General features: G+C 42.2%; 16 protein-coding genes and 1 tRNA gene. 6 read left to right on the forward strand and 11 right to left on the reverse strand.

The features are described from left to right. Positions 1-172 precede the first annotated feature (172 nt). Both EYQ95_RS11790 and EYQ95_RS11795 read left to right on the forward strand, forming a co-directional pair. Entirely contained in the window at positions 173-787 is a 615-nt protein-coding gene (locus EYQ95_RS11790) for a hypothetical protein (protein ID WP_126266361.1), read from the forward strand. 26 nt (positions 788-813) lie between these two features. Next, positions 814-1,710, forward strand: a complete 897-nt coding sequence (locus EYQ95_RS11795) for a lipopolysaccharide assembly protein LapB (protein ID WP_111916159.1) — start codon at positions 814-816, stop codon at positions 1,708-1,710. On the opposite strand, the gene yjjX is transcribed toward EYQ95_RS11795, so the two are convergent. Continuing rightward, complete coding sequence (gene yjjX / locus EYQ95_RS11800) at positions 1,705-2,238, reverse strand: inosine/xanthosine triphosphatase (protein WP_111916160.1); 534 nt, start codon at positions 2,236-2,238, stop codon at positions 1,705-1,707. The two genes, EYQ95_RS11795 and yjjX, sit on opposite strands and share 6 nt — an antisense overlap. A gap of 115 nt (positions 2,239-2,353) precedes the next feature. Here yjjX and EYQ95_RS11805 point away from each other — a divergent pair, with 115 nt between their 5' ends. The 3 genes from EYQ95_RS11805 (at position 2,354) to EYQ95_RS11815 (ending at position 6,233) form a co-directional block, all read left to right on the forward strand. After that, positions 2,354-4,540 (forward strand): OsmC domain/YcaO domain-containing protein, encoded by a 2,187-nt coding sequence (locus EYQ95_RS11805; RefSeq protein ID WP_111916161.1) that lies wholly within the window; start codon positions 2,354-2,356, stop codon positions 4,538-4,540. Between the two features lie 66 nt (positions 4,541-4,606). Then, positions 4,607-5,368, forward strand: a complete 762-nt coding sequence (locus EYQ95_RS11810) for an ABC transporter substrate-binding protein (RefSeq protein ID WP_111916162.1) — start codon at positions 4,607-4,609, stop codon at positions 5,366-5,368. Between the two features lie 97 nt (positions 5,369-5,465). Beyond that, positions 5,466-6,233 carry an ABC transporter substrate-binding protein gene (locus EYQ95_RS11815; RefSeq protein ID WP_111916163.1) on the forward strand — a complete coding sequence of 256 codons (768 nt, stop codon included), beginning with the start codon at positions 5,466-5,468 and terminating at the stop codon, positions 6,231-6,233. Between the two features lie 398 nt (positions 6,234-6,631). On the opposite strand, the gene EYQ95_RS11820 is transcribed toward EYQ95_RS11815, so the two are convergent. Next, positions 6,632-8,380 (reverse strand): DUF6119 family protein, encoded by a 1,749-nt coding sequence (locus EYQ95_RS11820; protein ID WP_111916164.1) that lies wholly within the window; start codon positions 8,378-8,380, stop codon positions 6,632-6,634. Positions 8,381-8,659: 279 nt separating this feature from the next. On the opposite strand from EYQ95_RS11820, the gene EYQ95_RS11825 reads away from it, so the two are divergent. Further along, a complete protein-coding gene (locus EYQ95_RS11825) occupies positions 8,660-9,769 on the forward strand; it encodes an HNH endonuclease (RefSeq protein ID WP_111916165.1) in 1,110 nt (369 codons plus the stop codon). Positions 9,770-9,790: 21 nt separating this feature from the next. Here EYQ95_RS11825 and EYQ95_RS11830 read toward each other — a convergent pair whose 3' ends face one another. The 9 genes from EYQ95_RS11830 to queA all read right to left on the reverse strand — a co-directional run bounded on the left by EYQ95_RS11830 (position 9,791) and on the right by queA (position 20,800). Next, positions 9,791-10,867 (reverse strand): DNA adenine methylase, encoded by a 1,077-nt coding sequence (locus EYQ95_RS11830; RefSeq protein WP_111916166.1) that lies wholly within the window; start codon positions 10,865-10,867, stop codon positions 9,791-9,793. Beyond that, positions 10,867-12,753, reverse strand: coding sequence for an N-6 DNA methylase (locus EYQ95_RS11835; protein ID WP_111916167.1), 1,887 nt, complete (start codon positions 12,751-12,753; stop codon positions 10,867-10,869). The genes EYQ95_RS11830 and EYQ95_RS11835 overlap by 1 nt, the downstream gene beginning before the upstream one ends. Before the next feature lie 748 nt (positions 12,754-13,501). Next, a tRNA-Ile gene (locus EYQ95_RS11840) sits at positions 13,502-13,578 on the reverse strand. Between the two features lie 96 nt (positions 13,579-13,674). Next, positions 13,675-15,513, reverse strand: coding sequence for an RNA polymerase sigma factor RpoD (rpoD, locus tag EYQ95_RS11845; RefSeq protein WP_111916168.1), 1,839 nt, complete (start codon positions 15,511-15,513; stop codon positions 13,675-13,677). A 114-nt stretch (positions 15,514-15,627) separates the two neighbouring features. Beyond that, on the reverse strand, positions 15,628-17,430 hold the full coding sequence (gene dnaG / locus EYQ95_RS11850; RefSeq protein WP_207916386.1) for a DNA primase: 1,803 nt from the start codon (positions 17,428-17,430) through the stop codon (positions 15,628-15,630). A 33-nt stretch (positions 17,431-17,463) separates the two neighbouring features. Beyond that, complete coding sequence (gene rpsU, locus EYQ95_RS11855; protein WP_111916170.1) at positions 17,464-17,679, reverse strand: 30S ribosomal protein S21; 216 nt, start codon at positions 17,677-17,679, stop codon at positions 17,464-17,466. Between the two features lie 131 nt (positions 17,680-17,810). Next, positions 17,811-18,509, reverse strand: a complete 699-nt coding sequence (locus EYQ95_RS11860) for a PilZ domain-containing protein (protein ID WP_111916171.1) — start codon at positions 18,507-18,509, stop codon at positions 17,811-17,813. Between the two features lie 120 nt (positions 18,510-18,629). After that, the gene (gene tgt, locus EYQ95_RS11865) at positions 18,630-19,754 is read right to left on the reverse strand and encodes a tRNA guanosine(34) transglycosylase Tgt (RefSeq protein WP_243699908.1); all 1,125 of its coding nucleotides are present in this window, start codon (positions 19,752-19,754) and stop codon (positions 18,630-18,632) included. Beyond that, the gene (queA, locus tag EYQ95_RS11870; protein WP_111916172.1) at positions 19,754-20,800 is read right to left on the reverse strand and encodes a tRNA preQ1(34) S-adenosylmethionine ribosyltransferase-isomerase QueA; all 1,047 of its coding nucleotides are present in this window, start codon (positions 20,798-20,800) and stop codon (positions 19,754-19,756) included. Before queA ends, tgt begins: the two co-directional genes overlap by 1 nt. Positions 20,801-20,813: the final 13 nt, after the last annotated feature.

Below are 20,813 nucleotides of genomic sequence, written 5' to 3' on the forward strand. Positions count from 1 at the left end.
TGCCTCATCGTTAAACACCCATCGGGGGCTTGTTATGCAAAATCTATTTCACATTTTCCTAATAACACACGTGGTTGCAGGAACCTTATCACTCCTTCTTTTCTGGATACCTGCTGTATCAAGAAAGGGAGGGTTAAACCACAAGAAATTTGGTGGGTATTACGGTTTAAGCATGAACACTGTCGCTTTCAGTGGTATAGCAATGTCTTTACTCGTATTACTTTTTACCGCTCAGGTTAAACCTCATCTCTATTCGGTAGCCCACTTGGCGGAACAACGGGTGCAATACGCTCACCTTTTCGCATGGTTTCTCATTCACTTGGGCGTACTTATTCACTCTTCGGTGCTTTATGGCAACGCAGTGCTCCGCAACAAAAGTAATCACGAGGGCCTAAAAAAGCCCTACCTTATCGCGGTATGTGGGGTGTTAGCCCTGAATGGATTAGCACTCATTATTGTGGGTTCGCTCAACGGTTTAATTTTGCATATTGTTTTTGGAGCTTTAGGTGCGTGGGTCGGCCTCTCCAATATCAAGTTCATTTTCTCAAAGTCATTTTCTAAAAAGGCATGGTTGCGCGAGCATCTCGGTGCCTATATCGGATCAGGGATTGGCGCATACACTGCTTTTTTAGTTTTTGGCGGCGCTACGTGGTTGTCCGTTACGGGTGACTTTTACACAGCGCTTTGGATTGCTCCGGGCATTATAGGTACATTTTTTGTCGCCAAGCTTTCTAGAAAATACGACCCTCCTAAACAACATAAACCAGAGTCCACGAGCACTATTTAAGTGCGGCAATAAACGGGAGATACCTTATGAAATTTATATCCAGAATCAAAAACGGCCTGTTGATCGCACTCATTGTCTGTTCGACCCAATTAAATGCAGAAGAGCAGCATGTAAACAGCCTAGTTGAAAACATCGAAATACATTTTCCTGACCGGTTGAACCAAGCGCAGCAGTTCATGGAGCAAGCCCTAGATATTGCTCCTAACCATGCTCAAGTGAATTACTACTGTGGTGTTATTTACGGCATACGAGCCAGTGAAGGCATAATGAAAGCGATGCGCTTCGCCGGAAAGAGCCGCCGTTGTTTAGAAAACGCGGTAACTCTCGAGCCTAGGAATTTGACTTACCGACTCGCCTTATTCAACTACTATCTAAGTGCCCCCAGTATTGTAGGTGGCGGGGAGGAAGCTGCGAAACAAGAAATGCGCAATATTCAGGAGCTCGACGAAGTTCAAGGAGCTGTCGCTCACCTACGCATAGTTCGTGAGTTTGATACAGAGCGATACTCAGAAGAGTTACACAAAATGGCTGAGCAATACCCGCAGGCTACGAATATTCAATTACGACTGGGATTAAACCTGCAAGAGCATGGAGAATACGAATTGGCACATGAGTCTTTTGTACGCATTACTTCACAGGGTTTTGAACACGACGACACGTATTTCAATGCCTTGTATCAAATCGGCAGAAACGCCGTATTTAGTCATCAAAGGGTGAGCCAAGGCATTGAAGCTATGGAGCGATATATTACTGACTACAACTCCGAGTTAGAAATACCCGACTTGCCATGGGCTTACGCTCGCATGGCACAACTTCAAAGCTTAGAAAACAACGCAGACCTAGTAACCCATTACAAAAACTTAGCTCTTGAAAATAGCGCCAACAACGACCGCGAGCTTCACGATCTAATGGCACAATTATGAAGTGAAAAGGCTAGAATTGACTATTCGAGCCATTGCCAGAGTCATCGCTTGAACATACGTGCTTTCACGTGTTTCAAGCTGCTCGGTTAATAACGCGATGGCTCCGCCCTTTTGCTTAATGTTTTGGGTTTGGAAGTGGTCATCAAGCACGTCGCCTAACTCTTTACCCGCTTTCAATTCTTGGTAAAAAACATCTGGAATAGGTAAGTCTCCAGTGCGCCCTACAGCAGTCTGGTTTTTATGTTGAATAACCACGTAAGCGAACGTGGCTGTGCCATACGAAAATTGGTCCACACCACCTTCAAATGCTACATAAAAATCGGCTTCAGTTTGCTGTTGTAGGTTTACTACTCGGTTCTTCGCTCCAAGCAATGTTTCTTGCTCAGACATCGGTTGGTCAGAAACTTCAGAAGGCACGCTAACACCTTGCACGTCCAACTCAGCTTCAGGGAAATATCGAGCTAGTGTGACTTTTGCTGCATTCACTTTCACTGGGTTCTGTGAGCCAACCCTAATCAATAACCGCATTCTATACTTATTCCTATTTTTATATTGCTACTGCGCTGCCAATGATGTGACAAGACAGGTGCATTCGGGCGATAATACACACTAAACGCAATGTACACTTCAATTAGGCATTCCCATGGAAATAAAAGTTAACTTTCTAGACAATTTAAGACTAGAAGCTAAATTCGACGACTTTACGGTCATTACCGATCAGCCGATACGTTACAAAGGCGACGGTTCTGCGCCGAGTCCGTTTGACTACTTCCTTGCCTCGTCAGCCATGTGCGCTGCATATTTTGTAAAAGTATATTGTGTTGCCAGAAATATTCCGACAGAGAATATTCGACTCTCGCAAAATAATATTATTGATCCGGAAAATAGATACAACCAAACCTTCAAAATTCAGGTCGAGCTACCCGAGGATATTTCCGAGAAGGATCGCCAAGGCATTTTGCGTTCTATCGACCGTTGTACTGTGAAGAAGGTCGTTCAAACTGGTCCAGAGTTTGAAATTGAAGTGGTTGAGAATTTAGATGAAGACGCACAGGCTTTATTAACAGGTGCGCCCGACGGCTCTTCTCAAACCTACATTGAAGGGAAAGACCTTCCACTCGAAACAACTATTTCTAACATGTCTTCAATTCTTGCAGACCTCGGCATGAAAATAGAAATTGCTTCATGGAGAAATATTGTTCCTCATGTTTGGTCACTTCACATTCGCGACGCGGCTTCACCACCTTGTTTTACCAACGGAAAAGGCGCAACGAAGGAAAGCGCTTTATGTTCCGCTTTAGGGGAATTTATCGAGCGTCTCAACTGCAACTTCTTCTACAACGACCAGTATTTTGGAGAAGAAATTGCCCATAGCGACTTTGTGCATTATCCCAACGAGAAATGGTTTGCGTTGGAAAAAGACGACAGTATTCCAGCAGGCTTACTCGACGACTATTGCTTAAGTATTTACAACCCTGAACAAGAATTGCGAGGCTCGCACTTAATCGATACTAACTCTGGACGTATCGACCGAGGTATCGTCTCGTTACCCTACGTACGAGAATCAGACCAACAAACGGTTTACTTTCCCTCTAACCTGATTGAGAACCTATTTCTTAGTAATGGCATGAGTGCCGGAAATACGCTGGCAGAAGCTAAAGTTCAGTGTTTATCAGAAATTTTCGAACGCGCAGTTAAGCGTGAAATCATTGAGAACGAAATTGCGCTTCCAGAAGTGCCGAGAGATGTGTTGGAGCAGTATCCGCATCTTGTAGAAGGTATTGATGCGCTGGAGGCCCAAGGATTTCCAGTGCTAGTTAAAGACGCCTCTCTCGGGGGGCAATTCCCGGTCGCCTGCGTCACCATTATGAATCCAAAAACAGGTGGCGTTTTTGCCTCATTTGGTGCTCACCCCAGCTTCTCCATTGCTCTAGAAAGAAGCTTAACAGAGCTATTGCAAGGAAGAAGTTTTGAGGGCTTAAACGACATTCCACTGCCCACTTTTAATTCGATGGCAGTCACCGAGCCGAATAACTTTGTAGAGCACTTTATCGATTCTACCGGAGTTATTTCTTGGCGGTTTTTCAGCGCTAAACCTGACTTTGATTTTGTTGAGTGGGACTTTTCAGGCTCGAACGATGAAGAGGTACAAACTCTGATGGCGATATTGCAGGATATGGGCAAAGAAGTGTACACCGCGATCTATACCGACTTAGGCGCACCAGCTGTACGCATGCTCGTTCCGAACTATTCAGAGGTTTACCCAGTAGAAGACCTTATTTGGGACAATACCAACGTTGCGCTGCAATTCCGCGAAGACATATTGAACCTACACAGGCTTAACGAAGAGCAACTACAAAGCCTAGTTGAACGCTTGGAAGAAAGTCAGCTCGACCACTATATCGACATTATTACGCTTATTGGCGTCGAGTTTGACGAGAATACAGTTTGGGGACAGCTCACCATTCTGGAGCTCAAGCTACTTATTTACCTTGCATTAGAACAACTAGAGAGTGCCTACGAGCTAGTCCAAGAGTTTTTACAATACAACGACAACACTGTGGCTAGGGTTCTATTTTATAGAGCACTTGAAGCCGTGTTAGAAATTACACTGGACGATGATTTAGACCTAGAAGACTACAGCTACAACCTAGCTAGAATGTATAGCGACGATGTCTTTCAGGCGGCTACAGGCTCGGTGAATGGTTCTGTACGCTTTTACGGACTTACTGAAACAAATATGCAGTTAGATGGTCTAGATCGCCACTTGCGACTCATAGAAAGCTATAAAAAGCTTCATGCACACCGTGCAAAAATGAGTCATTCGTAATTTCGCCCTGTTATGCTAACTTTGTGTAGGGATTAAACCAAAAAAGAATCGGGTTCTACACAAAATATGCGCAAGGTATTAAGCACAGTAGCGGCGGTATTCTTGTTTTTCGGTGTCACTGACTCCAGTGACGCCGATGAAATTTTGCATTTTCTCCTTCCTCTGAACATGCCTCCGTATATAGACTTGTCGACCAATACGGGTTACGAACTCGAACTTATAGAAATGATCGTAGAGGAAATGGGGGCAACGGTAAATTATACCCATGTTCCCATCGCAAGGCTCAGCACCACTTTGCCCGCAAACGCATTTGATGCCGCTACATTACAGCGCCCAACAAGCGACACCATCGACTTTTACTACAGCTGCCCCTATATCGAGTATCACAACTTAATTGTTTCACGAGCCGACGATAACATTGTCATTAACCAACTCAATGACCTCATTGGACTCCATGTTATTGCCTTTCAAACCGCTACCAGAGCTCTAGGACCGTCTTTTGCCAACGCAGCTGAGCAAGCGAGCGAATATGTTGAAACCGTAGACCAAGGAAGCCAGGTAGAAATGCTTATGCGCCAACGCACCAATGCCATAGTGTTAGACGAAAATATTTTGAATTACTACCTTGGCCAATACAGTGATGTGCCTACACTTAATAGATACCCCATTGCCACCACACGATATCAAGTCGCGTTTAAAGACCCTTCTCTGCAACAACGCTTCGATAGTGCACAGCAACGTATTTGGCAAACCGAGGCTTATCAACAGCTGCAAAGAAAATATTTCAATACAGTGAACCAGCAATTAGCCGCCCACTGTGATTTTTAAGAATTGGTTGTTACTCTGCCTTTTGTCATAGTGCGTTCCATCCAAAGTATTCTAATCTGATCTTAAGTAGGCATAAATCTGACTTAAGGCGGTAGTTATGGTTCAGGCAGCAGCACGTTACACGGCTCTTACATTGGCCTTTGTCACATGGCTTTCGATTTCACCGGTAGCTGCTTCGTCCTTGCACGTTTTAGTGGGATTACACAAACCACCTTATATCGACCTCACGTCTAACTCCGGTTATGAAATTGAGCTTATGGAACTTATTGGCGCGCACATGGGTGTTCACGTGAACTTTACTCATGTTCCCAACGGCCGGATAGGAGAAACTTTAAGCGCGGACGCTTTCGACGCGTCTAGCCTACAAAAGGAAGAAACTGGCCCTAACGATTATTACTACAGTTGCCCCTATATTCAGTATCAGAACATGGTAGTTACGCGCCAGCAAGACAGGCTAACCATCAATAGTTTGGAAGATTTACTAGGGCTCTCCGTGTTAGCGTTTCAAACAGCAAACATTGTTCTCGGAGAAGACTTTAGCAATGCCATAGAACGAGCTGAAGACTACAATGAGACAGTCGACCAGAGTGCCCAAGTAGAAATGCTGTTACGAGGCAGAGTGCAAGCCATTGTTATTGACAGAAACATTCTGAACCACTACTTACTCACCAGCGATAATCCATCTCCGCTCAACAGACTCACTATCGCTACCACCAACTACCAAGTCGCGTTTAAAGACCCAAACCTAAGAGACCGGTTCAATGAAGCCCAAAGCCAAGTTTGGCAAACACCGGAATACCAAGAGCTTCAACAAAAATATTTTGGTGATATTAATCAAAATCTAGAGATGTTTTGTGAGGTTTGAGGTAAAACCCTGAGTCGGGTTACAGAGAGTAGAGTTGGGTGCTATTTCTTATGCGCGCTCTCGACACCAGCTAAAAAACGTCCCTGAGCATCGTCAGGCTCCGCTCCATGCCTCGCGTAAAAAGCTGATCGAGCGGTGCTCGCTCCGGGCGCTTTTTACCCAGACTTGACCTCGGGACCTATCTATTATGAGGCCCCATAGACGAGATTCAGAATCTACAAAAATAGCAGCAATTAATGCGCTCCCCACTATGCGCTTAGCCGTATTTCAACCATACTGATTGTGTTCGTGGTGGAATTTCATTTGATCACGGTGAGGCATTAACAGGGGGGTAGATAAGATGTTTTGGAAAGCATAATCCATTACCACGTTAAGTAACGAGCGCAATATAGGCAATTTTAAGTTACTTTATTTTTCTTTGCTTTAGTGAAGTTTACTATTTTTACAGGAATCATAACCACGCTCACCCTTTTATATTTTAACGTTTTTCGCAAGCGTTCATAGGTTAGCTTTAATTCATATTTAGCCATCAAAGGCAAATTTTCTTTCATAGGTTTATCTTTTTTCTCATCATAGAGAAGCCACATCTGAACCTCATAATTAGCACCAACAACATCTTCAGTAGATTCCTTAATGTGTTCAAGGAAATCGTTGCTTTTAGGGTGTCCGGATTTCTGAATGAACCCTCTAATCTCCTCAAGAAATACATCATCAGTCAAGAAAAATTCACAGTAAAATCGAGTCTGAGAAAATAAATAATTAATAGAACTGCAACCACCATACTTTTTGACTTGAACGATACGAGCTATATCGTTTTCAAGCTCTAGTATGTCGCAAAACTCCTTGTCTTTTCTTGCTAGGCCAATTCGAAGTTTTGCAGTATCAAATTTAATAGCATTGGGATTTACTTCACAATACTTGTCGTTGAATATTCCTTCTCTATTTTGGCTGCTTTGAATGCAAGATATATCGATACCGTTAAAGTGTTCTGCTAGATTATCTTCGGGGAGGTCATTTATAACAAAGCTGTTCAATGCAGCGTAAAAGTCATTGTCGACCTTCCGCCATTCACCTAATGATAGTATGTAACACTGAGATTCGTATTGAATCTCTGCTATTATGCAGGAGTATAAGCTCCAACAGAGGTTAGCTAAGATTTTGTCTTCATCATGTGAATATGCGTAAACTTTCTTGTTTTTTATTGACTTGGCAGTTATATCATCTTTTGTTTTAAATATGGCTTGAGCACCTTGGTATAAATCTTCGATTCGAATGTGTGAGACTATGTAATTATTTCGTTTTTCTTTGTTGGAGTAAGAAAAACTATATTCGTCATCAGATAAAAAGTCCGGAATCGCCAAATGAATTGTATCGAGCTGTTCGTTTACTAAATTCTCTATGAGCACGTTATCTAAAGTTTCTTGTATTTCTTCTGTAACAGGCGATAAATTTGGGTAATTCGGAAATAGCTCCTTATATGCCTCCGAACCGTATGAGTCGACAAACTTGTCAAGAAAATAAATTAACCTTTCCCAACTAAGTTTTTCTTCGCCAATTATCTTAATTGTTAAGCAGTCTTTGCCTTGTAATGTAATATTATTATCGTCTTGGATATGAGCAGAAATGTATCTCAAAAACTCAATTTCAGACATGCCAAAATCAAATGAATTTGAAGGTTTAGTTAGTTGCCGATCAATGATTTGGGTTGTATGTGATTGGATTGCGCTCTTAGCTTGACGAACTTCTTCATTACCACACATATTCATCGCTACTTTAATACCAAAGTCAGGCTCAAATTTCTTCTTATCGAGCCAACTTGTGCCTCTTGTTCCAAAAGCGGCAGCGTATATGCGATTCTCCTTCTTGATTAGTAGTAACCCACTTGGACGCTCTGAACTAGGCCTGAAATTAAGAAGCTGTTCATACTCCAAATTTTCGTTGATGAAGTCTATCCACGGGGGTGTTTCATGAGCAGGATTATTAACTTGCTGGCAATAGAAAATACATTGGTGTTCAGCAACAGTGAATCGCCTGATTTTGAACTTATCAGAATCTTCTTCAGGAAGTTTGCCAGTCTCGATAACGTCCGCAAAGGATTTATCTGTTTTGGATAAATAAAGAGTTATTTTTCCTATTTCACAATCCATTGTATCGTCTCCAATATAGCCCCAAAATACTGGTCTATCAGAGTTAGTACCAAAAAACAAATGATTGCACTTTTTTATTAGGGGTCATTCCAGCGCTACCACTTCTCCTAATAGTTTATTCCTTAGGGTAATTAACCCCATGGATTTATAGGATTTTATGAGCAAGGCATACTTACAGATTATAAATTAACTCCTTTTTAGTTTTAGAACTTGCGTAAGTATACGGAGTTCTACACAATAAAAGTCAAGGGAGTATTATATTAAAATCAGGTGGTTATCTTGAAGACGGTTAAAAATTTAATCTTTAGGCATTTAACGCAAGCGGATTTCTTCAATATTAATAAACCTCCGGGAACTGAAACTGGTGGTGGAGGGCAGGCCTATATCGACTTTCCAGTAAGATCAATAGGTATTGATAAGTGGGAAAAGTTTTTTTCCGGGATTAAAAATTTAAAAAGAACTACTGCGACTCAAGGCCCCTGCTGGGAGTTTCCGATTTTTAGTATTGGTATAGACGAGGCTCATGATTCTAGTCAAGAATTAAAAATCTATCAGCGGCGAGCAGCATCGGTGAGTATAACTAGTCAGAAGCTACAATCGAGCCGATCAAATAGAGTTAAGGCATGGTTGCCCCATTACGGCTTTCCTAAGCCAATTGATCCTACTGATCGCAATCAATGTCCTGACGGCCTGATAGTCTTCATTGCATCAACTTTTGATGGCCAAGTATGGGCTGGTTGGTATTTAAATGACGGCGCCGCAGACCTTCCATTTGTTGGAGAGGACACTTCAATTTTTGAAAAGATGTTTTCACCTGAGTCTAGGCGGGAAGGATTTTCCGGTTTTCTCAGTTTCGATGATGGACAACTGTTATTATCGATAGGTGATCTTAAACATCCTTTCAGAACAAGCAGCGTTATTAGTGTAAAAGAGCCTGACAACCAAGCAGATCAGATTGACGAGACTGAAGTTATAGACCAACTTTTTGATGAAGACTTTACGGATGAAAAAGTAGAGACTTCTGAAAAGACAGTCAAGGTTAGAAAAAGAAACGCCAAACTAGTTAAAAAGTTAAAAGGACTTTATAACAATAGATGTCAAGTTACGGGTGATGAGTTTATCTTCAAGAAGAAAAATGGCGTTAATTATACTGAAGCTCATCACTTGATCCCTCTTGGAAGAGGAGGTTCTGACGCCCCTAGAAACTTGGTAATCTTAAGCCCACTAATACATTCAATGCTCCATCATGCAGATGTTTCTCCAATAAATTTGGAAGACATGCTACATATGGAAGATGGAAGTGCTTTATTAGACTTGTATATTAACGGTAAGGCTTACACTATTCATTGGCATCCTGAACATGCTGAGCTATTTAAAGATGCCAATTAGAGTTAGCTTATGATTGAACTATTATCTGTTGAGATGTATGAGATATTCAGTTAAGTGGTTTTTGAGATGGCTGCTATTGCTTTTAAACCGCTTGTGAACAAATTCGTCTATGTATACATCTCCGAATGGAGATAATAGTTCAACAAAATCTTCAATACTTAATAATCCATCTTCACTGTAGCTAATAAGAAAATTATTGGTTTTCATATTATTGAAAATGAGCCGAAATGAGTCACGAATTTTTGTTTTAGTACAAAAATTTGAATATTGGTCTCGCCAAGGCCTCAGACCACTCACTCCTATAGCTTCCGGTTCATCTCCGCGAGCCAAAGTTTCTAGTATGTGATAGTTAGCAGCGTATTGCCTTTTCATATAAGGAGGATCAATGTAGCAGATATCACACGAAATTTTGCTTGAAACCTCCTCAGCATACCCTTGTAGTACAGTGTGATTTTTAACATCATTTTTCAAAAGCAAATTGCTGGGGTATAAATTAAGAGTATCTTTAGCGCGACCGACAAGATTCGCCATGTGATGTCCATATGTCCCTGCAATATTAGCTACATCATTCGTCCCCATTATCAAGTCGTGTAAAATAAGACTTTTCTCGTTATGAGTTAAAGCCTTATTTTTTGTCAGTTTTTCAATATTTGCACGAATGCCATCAATTTTCGCAGCATTTTCACTACTGTAGTAATTTCTCGGTTTGTCCGTGTTACTTGGCTTTCCGGAAAGTGAAAACTCTTTCCAAAAATAACCTTTAATGGGTTTGGAGTTATTCAGCGCGTTAATCATCATTTGATAATGCGTCGGGCTTGATTCATTTTCTTTTGGTTTATAATACTGTTCAACAAAATCTCTAGCCCGTTGAAATGTCGGAAGCTTTGAAAATTTTAATCCTGAAACAGCATGATGATACGAATAAGTCATTAAATCATTTGCTGTCACCTTATATCCGAGTTTACGAAGCTCCATAGACACAGTCGCAGTACCGGTCATTAAGTCGGCTACGTGGGCTCCTTCTGGAACAATATCCCCAATTTTCTTTAAAAGGACATCTATAATCTTCGATTTAGAGCCTATATATCTATATCCCATTAAACAGCCTTTGTATTAAATATATCTTCGATTTTAATATTTTTAAGAGCTTTAACTGATAGAAGTTCTTGAGATTTTTCTATTGCAATAAAAATCGATTTATAGTCCTTTTTATTTAATCCATAGAGCGCAGCAATAAGCTTCTCACAACGTGCGTCAAGAGTTTCAGAAATCAACTCCCCTTGCTTTAGAGATTCTTTTATCTCACTGCTAATTGATAAAATTTCTTCAAACATGGCAGTAGGAATCTTCTCAATATCTGGTACGGGGAAATCTAGAATTTGCTTCTGAGTAATATAAGGATGGGATTTCCATTCAATCTCACCATTCGACATAGCTATTAGGAAAAAAGCTAGTCTTGAATTTATCAAAGCTAAAAAAAATTCCAGTGGAAATGACTTTGTCTTTTTTTCTTTTAATTTAAATATATATACGACTTGGTTTGTCATGCGTTGCAAGTAGTCGATCGAAGCAGAAATTCCAATCCCAGTTTTTCTGACGACTAACTTATTACTCTCATATAAGTCACAATTTTTATACTTTATTCCATCCTTAGAAATATCTATCCACAGATCAGATCGTAAGCTGTAACGACTGATGTGCTCCCCAACAATCAAAGGTCTGCTGTTTTTAATTACTTGTTTATGAATGATAATATCTTTTTGACACTCCAAAGTCGTCATAGATGATTTACAATGAGAGCATTTGAAAGTTTCTTTGCTGGGTGAGGGTGACCATTTTTTACAATTAACGCATTGGATCACATTACCTTTTTTTGATAGCTCAACACCTCGTGAACTGTTTAAATGATTTTCTAGAGTATCTAATTGACCGAGTATCTTGTTATAAGTGGCTTCGAGCTCAGCATCTATATCAATGTTAAAAAGATAGTTTTTATTGTTTTCGAACCTGGACTGCTCTACTTTGTGACTCAATTCCAACTCTGCGGAATGGAAGTCAGTACTACCAGCTAAAATAAGGTTTCGATGTTCAACCGAAAGTCTGAAACAATCGATCTTATGTTGGTCATTAGCTTTACCTTTTTCACATATAACGACTGCGCACGCCCGATTAACATCCTTAAATATTTTTTCGCCGAAACGGCCTATAAAGTGGATTTTGGTTTTAGAAAGTAAATAACCTCTCAAGCTCTCTCTTTCTTGAGAAAATAGCGAATCAGGAATAATGAAAGCAATAAAACCACCATCTTCAAGGTTCTTTAGAGCTGATTCGATGAATAAATCTGAACTATCGAACTGCCTATTCAATAATGAAAAATTACCATCTGAAAGAAGATTATAATAATCGCTAACGTCAGCTCCCCATGGGGGATTAGCTATAACTATATCAAAGCTATCGAATCCACAATGTCTTTTCTTTAAATTCAACCAACCGATGTCATGTTCTGACTTAAATGGACACAGAGCATTTGTATGAATTGGTGTAAAAGTATGATACTCGGTTAATCTTTTTTGTGTTTGCAAAAGGGATTTTTTATCAATATCTAAGCCATATAGTTCAAGTTGTTCACTCTTTAAAAAGCCATCTACCGGAAAGGAGGCATTTGATATTGCTAGCAGAAGCTCGCCATCACCACATGCAGGATCAATGACCCTTAATTTCTTTGATTGGCTACCTAGCCTTTTTATATTCTTCTGATTTAAAAAAAAGTAAGATAACACCTTATGAGAAACATACTCAGCAAGGTTTTGCGGAGTGTATACTACACCATTCAATTTTTTTTCCGCTTTATAGCTTTCCGACTCCTCAAGCACTTGCCTGATATAGTCAGACCTACTCAAGCCTTTACGGCTTTTCTCTATGCGGCTTAGTAATGTTTTCGGAACATTGACTGATACCTGCACACTACGTAGACTTTTCGTCATTTATAAATTTCCCTTTTAAGATCAATGATTTCCATAACCACCGAATCTTCATAAATGCCTGATTATTAAAGACTTTAACGCATGTTAACAACAACTGTCATTAATGACAATCAAGCTCTCAGTGGCAAATTTTTGACCACTAAAAGTATGGGGAAGAAATCTTCAATTCCTATCAAAGAGTTAGCTTTTTAAACCGACTTACCAGCCTCGATTCAAAGACAGATGCGGAGTCTGATATATTACTGTAGGGATGAATATCCTCGTAATGTTCATTCTGGGCGTTTCCAAATAAATATTGATGATTTCTAGCATAATTCTTGAGCCGAATCACCGTATGATTGAAGTTACCTGTTACTAAGTAAATAGTTCAATGTTCTCTGATGTCCAAAACCTAGAACTTGGGTTTGCGTAGCAGAACAGGACCTAGAATCCTCTCATTATTGAGTAAAAGGCAATCTTAGGTATAGGACCCTCGATATCTTTAAAGTAAGTACACTTTAGTCCATGCTAAATTTAACTTTTAATTGGGGTTACCTGATAGAGTGTGGCGAGAAACGAACTATTCAGAGTCACACGATTTTTATTACACTAGTCCGAATCCACCCAGTTATTCAGCTAGGTTTTAGGAAGTTAAAATCACAACATGTATTCCGAGCTACCAACTTTGAAGGTCGGAACTGGGAAAATACTGATAAATAGAAGCAAAGTAATTCTAAACTTCTCGCAATACATACAAATTTAGCGTAGATGGTGGCCCCTCCCAGACTTGAACTGGGGACCTACCGATTATGAGTCGGGTGCTCTAACCAACTGAGCTAAGGGGCCATATCAGGAAGTGCTTTTTGATAAGCGGCGGCAAGTATACCCAAATCGAACGCAACAAAAAAGCGTCCGAAGACGCTTTTTGATGAAGTTGGCTACTTATTCGTCTAAGAAGCTCTTCAAAGATTCGCTGCGGCTTGGGTGGCGCAGTTTACGAAGTGCTTTGGCTTCAATTTGACGAATACGCTCACGCGTTACGTCGAACTGCTTACCTACTTCTTCTAACGTATGGTCAGTATTCATACCGATACCAAAACGCATACGCAGCACTTTCGCTTCACGCTGTGTTAAGCCACCAAGTACTTCTACAACAGCATTCGTTAAGCTATCTGAAGTCGCCGCGTCAACCGGAAGGTCCAGCGTTGTGTCTTCGATAAAATCACCAAGATGCGAATCTTCGTCGTCGCCAATTGGCGTCTCCATTGAAATTGGCTCTTTGGCAATTTTAAGCACTTTACGAATTTTGTCTTCAGGCATAGCCATACGCTCTGCCAGTTCTTCAGGGTGCGGTTCACGACCCATTTCCTGAAGCATTTGACGAGAAATACGGTTCAACTTATTGATTGTTTCAATCATGTGTACCGGAATACGGATTGTTCTTGCTTGGTCGGCAATAGAACGCGTGATTGCCTGACGAATCCACCATGTGGCGTACGTCGAGAACTTATAACCGCGACGGTATTCAAACTTATCAACAGCCTTCATCAAACCAATGTTACCTTCCTGGATTAGGTCCAAGAACTGCAAACCACGGTTCGTATATTTTTTCGCGATTGAAATAACCAAACGTAGGTTGGCTTCTACCATTTCTTTCTTCGCACGGCGAGCTTTTGCTTCACCAATAGACATGCGACGGTTGATGTCTTTTACGTTCGCAATCGACAATCCAGTTTCTTCTGCAATACTGCGAAGCTTCTGTACACAGCGCTCTACTTCTTCACGCTGCTCAGTTAATACTTCAGTAGAGCCCGTGCCTTTTTCAACAAAGCCGTCGAACCACTCCATAGTCGTTTCGTGGCCAGAGAAAGAAGTTACAAAAGAACGCTTAGGAACCTTCGCTTGTTCAAGAACAACTTTCATAATAAGGCGTTCTTGAATGCGTACACGGTTCATCATTTCGCGCATGTCACGCACTAAACGGTCGAACTGCTTAGGAACCAAACGGAACTGCTTAAACAGGTCGCTTAGTTTTTCAATTTCTTCTTTAGCTTTCTTATGACCGCGCCCGTGCTTCTTAATTGCAGTGCGCGTCGACTCGTATTGACTGCGAAGCTCACCGAATTTTTCTTTCGCTAACTCTGGGTCGATACCATTGTCAGCAGAATCATCGTCATCCGAGTCTTCGTCTTCATCTTCATCGTCTTCATCTTCAAGCTGATCATCAGTAAGCTCTGAGCCCACATGAGTTGCGCTTACTGGCGCTTGGTCAGCTTCGTCTGGGTCGATAAAGCCTGAAATAATTTCGGTTAAGCGAATTTCTTCAGCTTCATAAGCATCCCACTGGTCGAGTAGGAAGTTAATTGCTTCAGGATACTCCGCAACAGAGCACTGCACCTGGTTAATACCGTCTTCGATACGCTTTGCGATATCAATTTCGCCTTCACGCGTAAGTAGCTCAACGGTACCCATTTCACGCATATACATACGCACAGGGTCTGTAGTGCGACCTATCTCGCTTTCTACGGTAGCTAGGGCAGCTGCTGCAGCTTCGGCTGCATCTTCGTCAGCCGTGTCTTCGCTCATCATGAGTTCATCAGCGTCTGGGGCATTCTCAAACGTTTTGATACCCATGTCGTTAATCATTCGGATGATGTCTTCAATCTGATCCGAATCGACTAAATCTTGTGGTAAATGATCGTTTACTTCAGCGTACGTTAAGTAGCCTTGTTCCTTGCCTTTGGCAATAAGAAGTTTAAGTTGCGACTGTTTAGTCTGCATACAGGCCAACACCTCAATCAAAGAATTTTGGGAACCGCTCGAAATGACCGCATAGTATAACAAATATACGAGGATTCAGCCAGTCGAGATGATAATATTTTCTGAAAAGCCTTGTTAACTCATACCTTTTAAAGACTTTAAAATAAAAACTAATTCTTGCTGCTTTTCTGGAGTAAGTTCTTCTTTCGGTAATAACCGTAATTCTTCATATCTTTGTTCGAAATAACGGTCCACCAGAAATAGAAACGTTTCTTGAAATTCTCTCTCAATGTTCTGCTCGCTTACCGCATGGTCCCAGAGTGCGAGTTCACGAAGCTTTTCTTCATGTTTCGTTCCGCGCCAGCCTTCTAATACTGTAGCCGGGGTAAGTCCGTCAGACTGAGTTTGACGATGTAACGCTAGCAACACCTTCACATGATCCATTTTCAGCTTTTCCAACGTTTTGTTGGGCTTGACTGATTTTCCTAACCACGGGTTCTGTAGTAACAACCCAATAGCGCGCTCCACAGGCGTGTACTTTTGCCGCTTCTCTTGCGCTTTGAAGGTACTGTTTGTTTTCGGCGTAATATGGTCAACCTGCGCCACGCTTCGACCTAGCCTCTTCGCAAGCTCTTCTTTCAACAGGTCGCCATAAAAGTCACTGTGTACTTTCTCTATAAGAGGTTTCGCGTCAGCAATGAGTTTGGCTTTACCTGCATCTTGAGTAAGATCTACTCCCTCACACAAATGATCAAAGAAGTAGTCTTTAAATGAGCGAGCATCGTTCAGCTTGGCTTCAAACTGCTCCTTACCTTCCCTGCGAATTAAACTGTCTGGATCTTCTCCGTCAGGGAGAAATAAGAAGCGTAAATCTTGGCCGTCTCGCATAAGTGGCAACGCGTTTTCTAATGCACGCCAAGCCGCGTCGCGTCCTGCGCGGTCACCGTCAAAACAACAAACTACTTTTGGCGCCTGGCGGAATAATAGCTGTAAGTGATCTGATGTAGCAGCAGTACCCAGAGCGGCAACGGAGTAATGAACTCCATGCTGCGATAACGCAACCACATCCATATAGCCTTCAACGATAAGCACCGTGTCTAGTTGCTTAATCTTCTGCTTCATTTCGTAAAAGCCGTAAAGCTCTCGACCTTTATGAAACAACCGTGTTTCCGGTGAGTTTAGGTACTTAGGACCTTGATCGTTGTCTAGAACTCGTCCTCCGAAACCTACGGTTCTGCCCCGCTTGTCTCGAATTGGAAACATGATGCGGTCTCTAAAAAAGTCGAAGCGCTTACCGCGATCGTTCTCAGAGATCAGTTTTAAAGCAAGTAATTGCTTCTCTTTTTTACCGCCAGCACCTAAATGCTTAAGTATGCCGTCCCAGCCATCTGGCGCATAACCAATACCGAAAGCTTTAACGATTTCACCAGTTAAGCCACGCCCTTTTAGGTAATCGATAACCTTTTCGGAGTTAGGATGCTTTCGTAATTGGCTTGCAAAGAACTGACCGGCTTGCTCCATGAGTGCAAAGTCGTCTTCTATTTCTGACTTGTCTCGAGTAGGCCCGGTTCCTTTCTCACGCGGAACTTCCAAACCCATATCTGCTGCTAACGCTTCTACAGCGTCAGGAAACTCTAAGCCCTCGTACTCCATAATGAAATCGAGAGCATTGCCGTGCGCTCCACAACCAAAGCAATGATAAAACTGCTTGTCAGGAGCAACCGTAAAGGAAGGAGTTTTCTCGCCATGAAATGGGCAACAGGCTTGGTAGTTCTTACCCGCCTTTTTTAAGCGCAAGCGACTGTCTATAACCGACACAACGTCGGCTCTAGCGATTAAGTCTTGAATAAAGTCACGAGGAATTAAACCAGCCATGCGGTTAATGTACTCTTTCTTTTTCGACAAAGAAACCAGACACAAAAAAACCGTGCCGAGCACGGTTTTTTCGAAAACTTAGCTGTGAAGCAGTTCTTAGTACAAACGCGTACGACGTGCGTTTTCACGAGCCAATTTTTTTGCGTGACGTTTTACCGCCGCAGCTTTCTTGCGCTTACGCTCTGCCGTTGGCTTTTCATAGAACTCACGGCTACGAACTTCAGACAAAACGCCTGCTTTTTCACAAGAACGCTTAAAACGACGTAACGCTACGTCAAATGGCTCGTTTTCTTTCAATTTAACTGCTGGCATTAGCCTCTCACCTCAAAAACATTATCTATTGATGTCTCGAAACTCTTGTTCAACGACACATCAGAGTCGGAAAAAATTGGTGCTGAATTCTAAACAAATACACAGGGTCTGTAAACCCTTTTGTGTAATTTCTATCCGTGGATCGCTTGTTTGATCAATTTGGAATGTAAAACTAGATCATCTAGTGCATCCAAGTACGCCTGATCTTTCTTATCAATCAATAATCCCATAACCATACTTACACCTGACTGCTTAGAGCCACGTATCTCGGCAACTGTCTTCAGTAAGGATTTTTCACCGTCTTTGATCTCAACTTCAACCACCCCGCCATTCAGTTTATCTGCACTGATCGTAGGATCGGCCTTCGCTGAAAATCCCATACCACCCCGAGAAATATCTTTAATTGTACCTTGCACTTCTTCGATTCCAGAGCCTTGTGGGAACGGAGAGGGGACACTAGGCGCTGGACGGATCGTAGCGTCTAATTCCACTTCAATTCTTGGTGCTTGGCGCAGGCCTCGAGCCTCGAATCGTTTAGGGTACTGTAAAAAGACAATACGCTGCGGACGGGTTATCGAACTTAAAAATCCGGTTGCAGCTGCAACAATTTGCCCTTGGTTTAGAACTCCACGAATCACTACTGTTGCACAACTACCAAACCAGTCATTCACTTCGTTCCAGTTGTACTTTTTAGATATCTCAACAGCAAGGTACTCAGGTTGCCTCTGCCCAACAAGAAGCCCTTTCACACGCTCATTGTGTGTTCCAAAACGAAGTTCCATCTCCACCGGCACCGGTCGAATGGAAGGGGTAAAACCCTCTGCACTCATACTTGCAACTCCTTGAACAAACTTGCTATTTCATAGTGACTAATTGTCGGCCTAAGAATTTAAATCTTTACATATTGTGTGCAAGCATTAGCTATTGCGCAAGGCTTCCACTGCACTTATTCAACTAACTTCGGGCACTTCTAAGCCCAACTTAGCATAAAAACTCTGCACAAATGCGTCGAATGTCCCCGCATCTAAAGCATCTCGCATACCTTTCATCACTTGTTGATAGTGATAAAGGTTGTGAATTGTGTTCAACCTCGCACCAAGAATCTCGTTACAACGGTCTAAATGATGCAAGTAGGCTCTGCTATAGTTCTTACATGTGTAACAGCCACAATCTGTGTCAAGAGGACCAGTGTCTGTGCGATGTTTTGCGTTACGGATTTTAATGACACCCGTCGACGTAAACAAATGACCATTTCGCGCGTTCCGTGTAGGCATAACGCAGTCGAACATGTCTACACCACGACGAACGGCTTCAACTAAGTCTTCAGGCTTTCCTACGCCCATTAGGTAACGGGGCTTGTCTTCGGGCATTTGCGGCGCGATATGGTCTAAAATGCGCATCATGTCTTCTTTCGGTTCGCCTACGGAAAGACCTCCTATAGCGTAACCGTCGAAACCGATGTTTTCTAAGCCTTCCAAAGAGATGGTTCTCAGCTCTTCGTACATACCACCTTGAATAATTCCAAAGAGTGCTGCGTCATTACCTTCATGCGCGGTTTTAGAGCGTTCTGCCCAACGCAATGACAACTCCATAGAAACTCTTGCTTGCTCATGCGTCGCCGGGTGTGGTGTACACTCGTCAAAAATCATAACGATATCAGAACCAAGCTCTCGCTGAACTTCCATCGACTTTTCAGGCGTAAGCAAAATTTTCTCACCGTTAATCGGAGACCGGAACGTAGCGCCCTCTTCTGAAATTTTACGCAACTCACCTAAGCTAAATACTTGGAAGCCGCCTGAGTCGGTTAAAATTGGCTTGTCCCAGTGCATGAAGTCATGCAAATCACCATGCTGCTGAATAATTGAAGTACCCGGGCGCAACATGAGGTGAAACGTATTTCCTAAACAAATTTCTGCACCTGTGTCGGCAAGCTCTTCTGGGGTCATTCCCTTCACCGTACCCAAAGTACCCACGGGCATAAATGCTGGTGTTTGCACAGTTCCACGCGGAAATGAAAGCTCTCCGCGGCGGGCTTTGCCTTGTGTTGCTTTTAACGTAAAGGACATACGACTCATCATGAACCTCTCAAAGGCTTTTTAGTTACGAACATCGCGTCGCCATAACTAAAGAACCGATATTTCTCGTTGACTGCAGCCTGATAGGCCGCCAATACTTCTTGCTGACCTGCAAACGCAGAAACCAGCATAATTAATGTAGACTCCGGCAAGTGGAAGTTCGTCAGCATCGCGTCTACAACTTTGAATTCGTACCCAGGGTAGATAAAAATGTCGGTTTCATCATAGAACGGTTGCAGCTCTGCTTCGCTTGCTTGCGCCGCCGACTCTAGACTTCTTACCGAAGTTGTACCTACCGCAATAACACGCCCACCACGTTGTTTGGTTTCTTTTATTGCGTCCACTACATTTGCCGGTACTTCTGCATATTCACTATGCATCACATGGCTTTGAATATCGTCTACACGTACCGGTTGGAACGTGCCAGCACCAACATGCAAAGTTACATGTTCAATACTCACGCCTTTGTTCTTAAGTGCAGTAAGCACGTTCTCGTCAAAGTGAAGACCGGCTGTTGGTGCAGCTACAGCACCTGGCTTTTTACCATAAACAGTTTGATACCGCTCACGGTCTGACTCTTCGTCAGGTCTATCGATATATGGCGGTAAAGGCATATGCCCATACTCTTCTAACCACGACAAAACGGGTTTAGATGCGTCAAATTGCAGTTCAAAAAGTGCATCTTGTCGCCCCAGAACTTCAACTTCTACCGCGTCTTCTAACTTGAACAATGCACCTGGCTTAGGGCTACGATTGCTCCGTACGTGAGCAAGAACACGGTGTTCGTCTAAAACCCGTTCTATTAAAACTTCAACTTTTCCACCCGACACTTTCTGACCTAACAAACGAGCAGGAATAACGCGAGTGTCATTGAAAATCATCAAGTCACCCGGATTAACTAACTCCAGAATGTCAGTAAAGCGAGAATGAGAAACGGCCCCTGTAGGGCCGTCTAAATGAAGTAAGCGACTACTTGTACGATCCGACTGAGGATACCGAGCTATTAACTCATCAGGTAACTCAAAGTAAAAATCTTGCCGTTTCATACCGCTTGTTTTC

It is taken from the genome of Lysobacter sp. N42 (assembly GCF_004344885.1).

What these genes read in the sequence shown, in the direction of transcription:
- EYQ95_RS11810 (WP_111916162.1), top strand. Translation starts at nt 4,607, where the DNA reads ATGCGCAAGGTATTAAGCACAGTAGCGGCGGTATTCTTGTTTTTCGGT.
- yjjX (WP_111916160.1), bottom strand. Translation starts at nt 2,238, where the DNA reads ATGCGGTTATTGATTAGGGTTGGCTCACAGAACCCAGTGAAAGTGAAT.
- queA (WP_111916172.1), bottom strand. Translation starts at nt 20,800, where the DNA reads ATGAAACGGCAAGATTTTTACTTTGAGTTACCTGATGAGTTAATAGCT.
- rpsU (WP_111916170.1), bottom strand. Translation starts at nt 17,679, where the DNA reads ATGCCAGCAGTTAAATTGAAAGAAAACGAGCCATTTGACGTAGCGTTA.
- EYQ95_RS11795 (WP_111916159.1), top strand. Translation starts at nt 814, where the DNA reads ATGAAATTTATATCCAGAATCAAAAACGGCCTGTTGATCGCACTCATT.
- EYQ95_RS11815 (WP_111916163.1), top strand. Translation starts at nt 5,466, where the DNA reads ATGGTTCAGGCAGCAGCACGTTACACGGCTCTTACATTGGCCTTTGTC.
- EYQ95_RS11805 (WP_111916161.1), top strand. Translation starts at nt 2,354, where the DNA reads ATGGAAATAAAAGTTAACTTTCTAGACAATTTAAGACTAGAAGCTAAA.
- tgt (WP_243699908.1), bottom strand. Translation starts at nt 19,754, where the DNA reads ATGAGTCGTATGTCCTTTACGTTAAAAGCAACACAAGGCAAAGCCCGC.
- EYQ95_RS11820 (WP_111916164.1), bottom strand. Translation starts at nt 8,380, where the DNA reads ATGGATTGTGAAATAGGAAAAATAACTCTTTATTTATCCAAAACAGAT.
- EYQ95_RS11830 (WP_111916166.1), bottom strand. Translation starts at nt 10,867, where the DNA reads ATGGGATATAGATATATAGGCTCTAAATCGAAGATTATAGATGTCCTT.
- EYQ95_RS11835 (WP_111916167.1), bottom strand. Translation starts at nt 12,753, where the DNA reads ATGACGAAAAGTCTACGTAGTGTGCAGGTATCAGTCAATGTTCCGAAA.
- EYQ95_RS11860 (WP_111916171.1), bottom strand. Translation starts at nt 18,509, where the DNA reads ATGAGTGCAGAGGGTTTTACCCCTTCCATTCGACCGGTGCCGGTGGAG.
- EYQ95_RS11790 (WP_126266361.1), top strand. Translation starts at nt 173, where the DNA reads ATGAACACTGTCGCTTTCAGTGGTATAGCAATGTCTTTACTCGTATTA.
- rpoD (WP_111916168.1), bottom strand. Translation starts at nt 15,513, where the DNA reads ATGCAGACTAAACAGTCGCAACTTAAACTTCTTATTGCCAAAGGCAAG.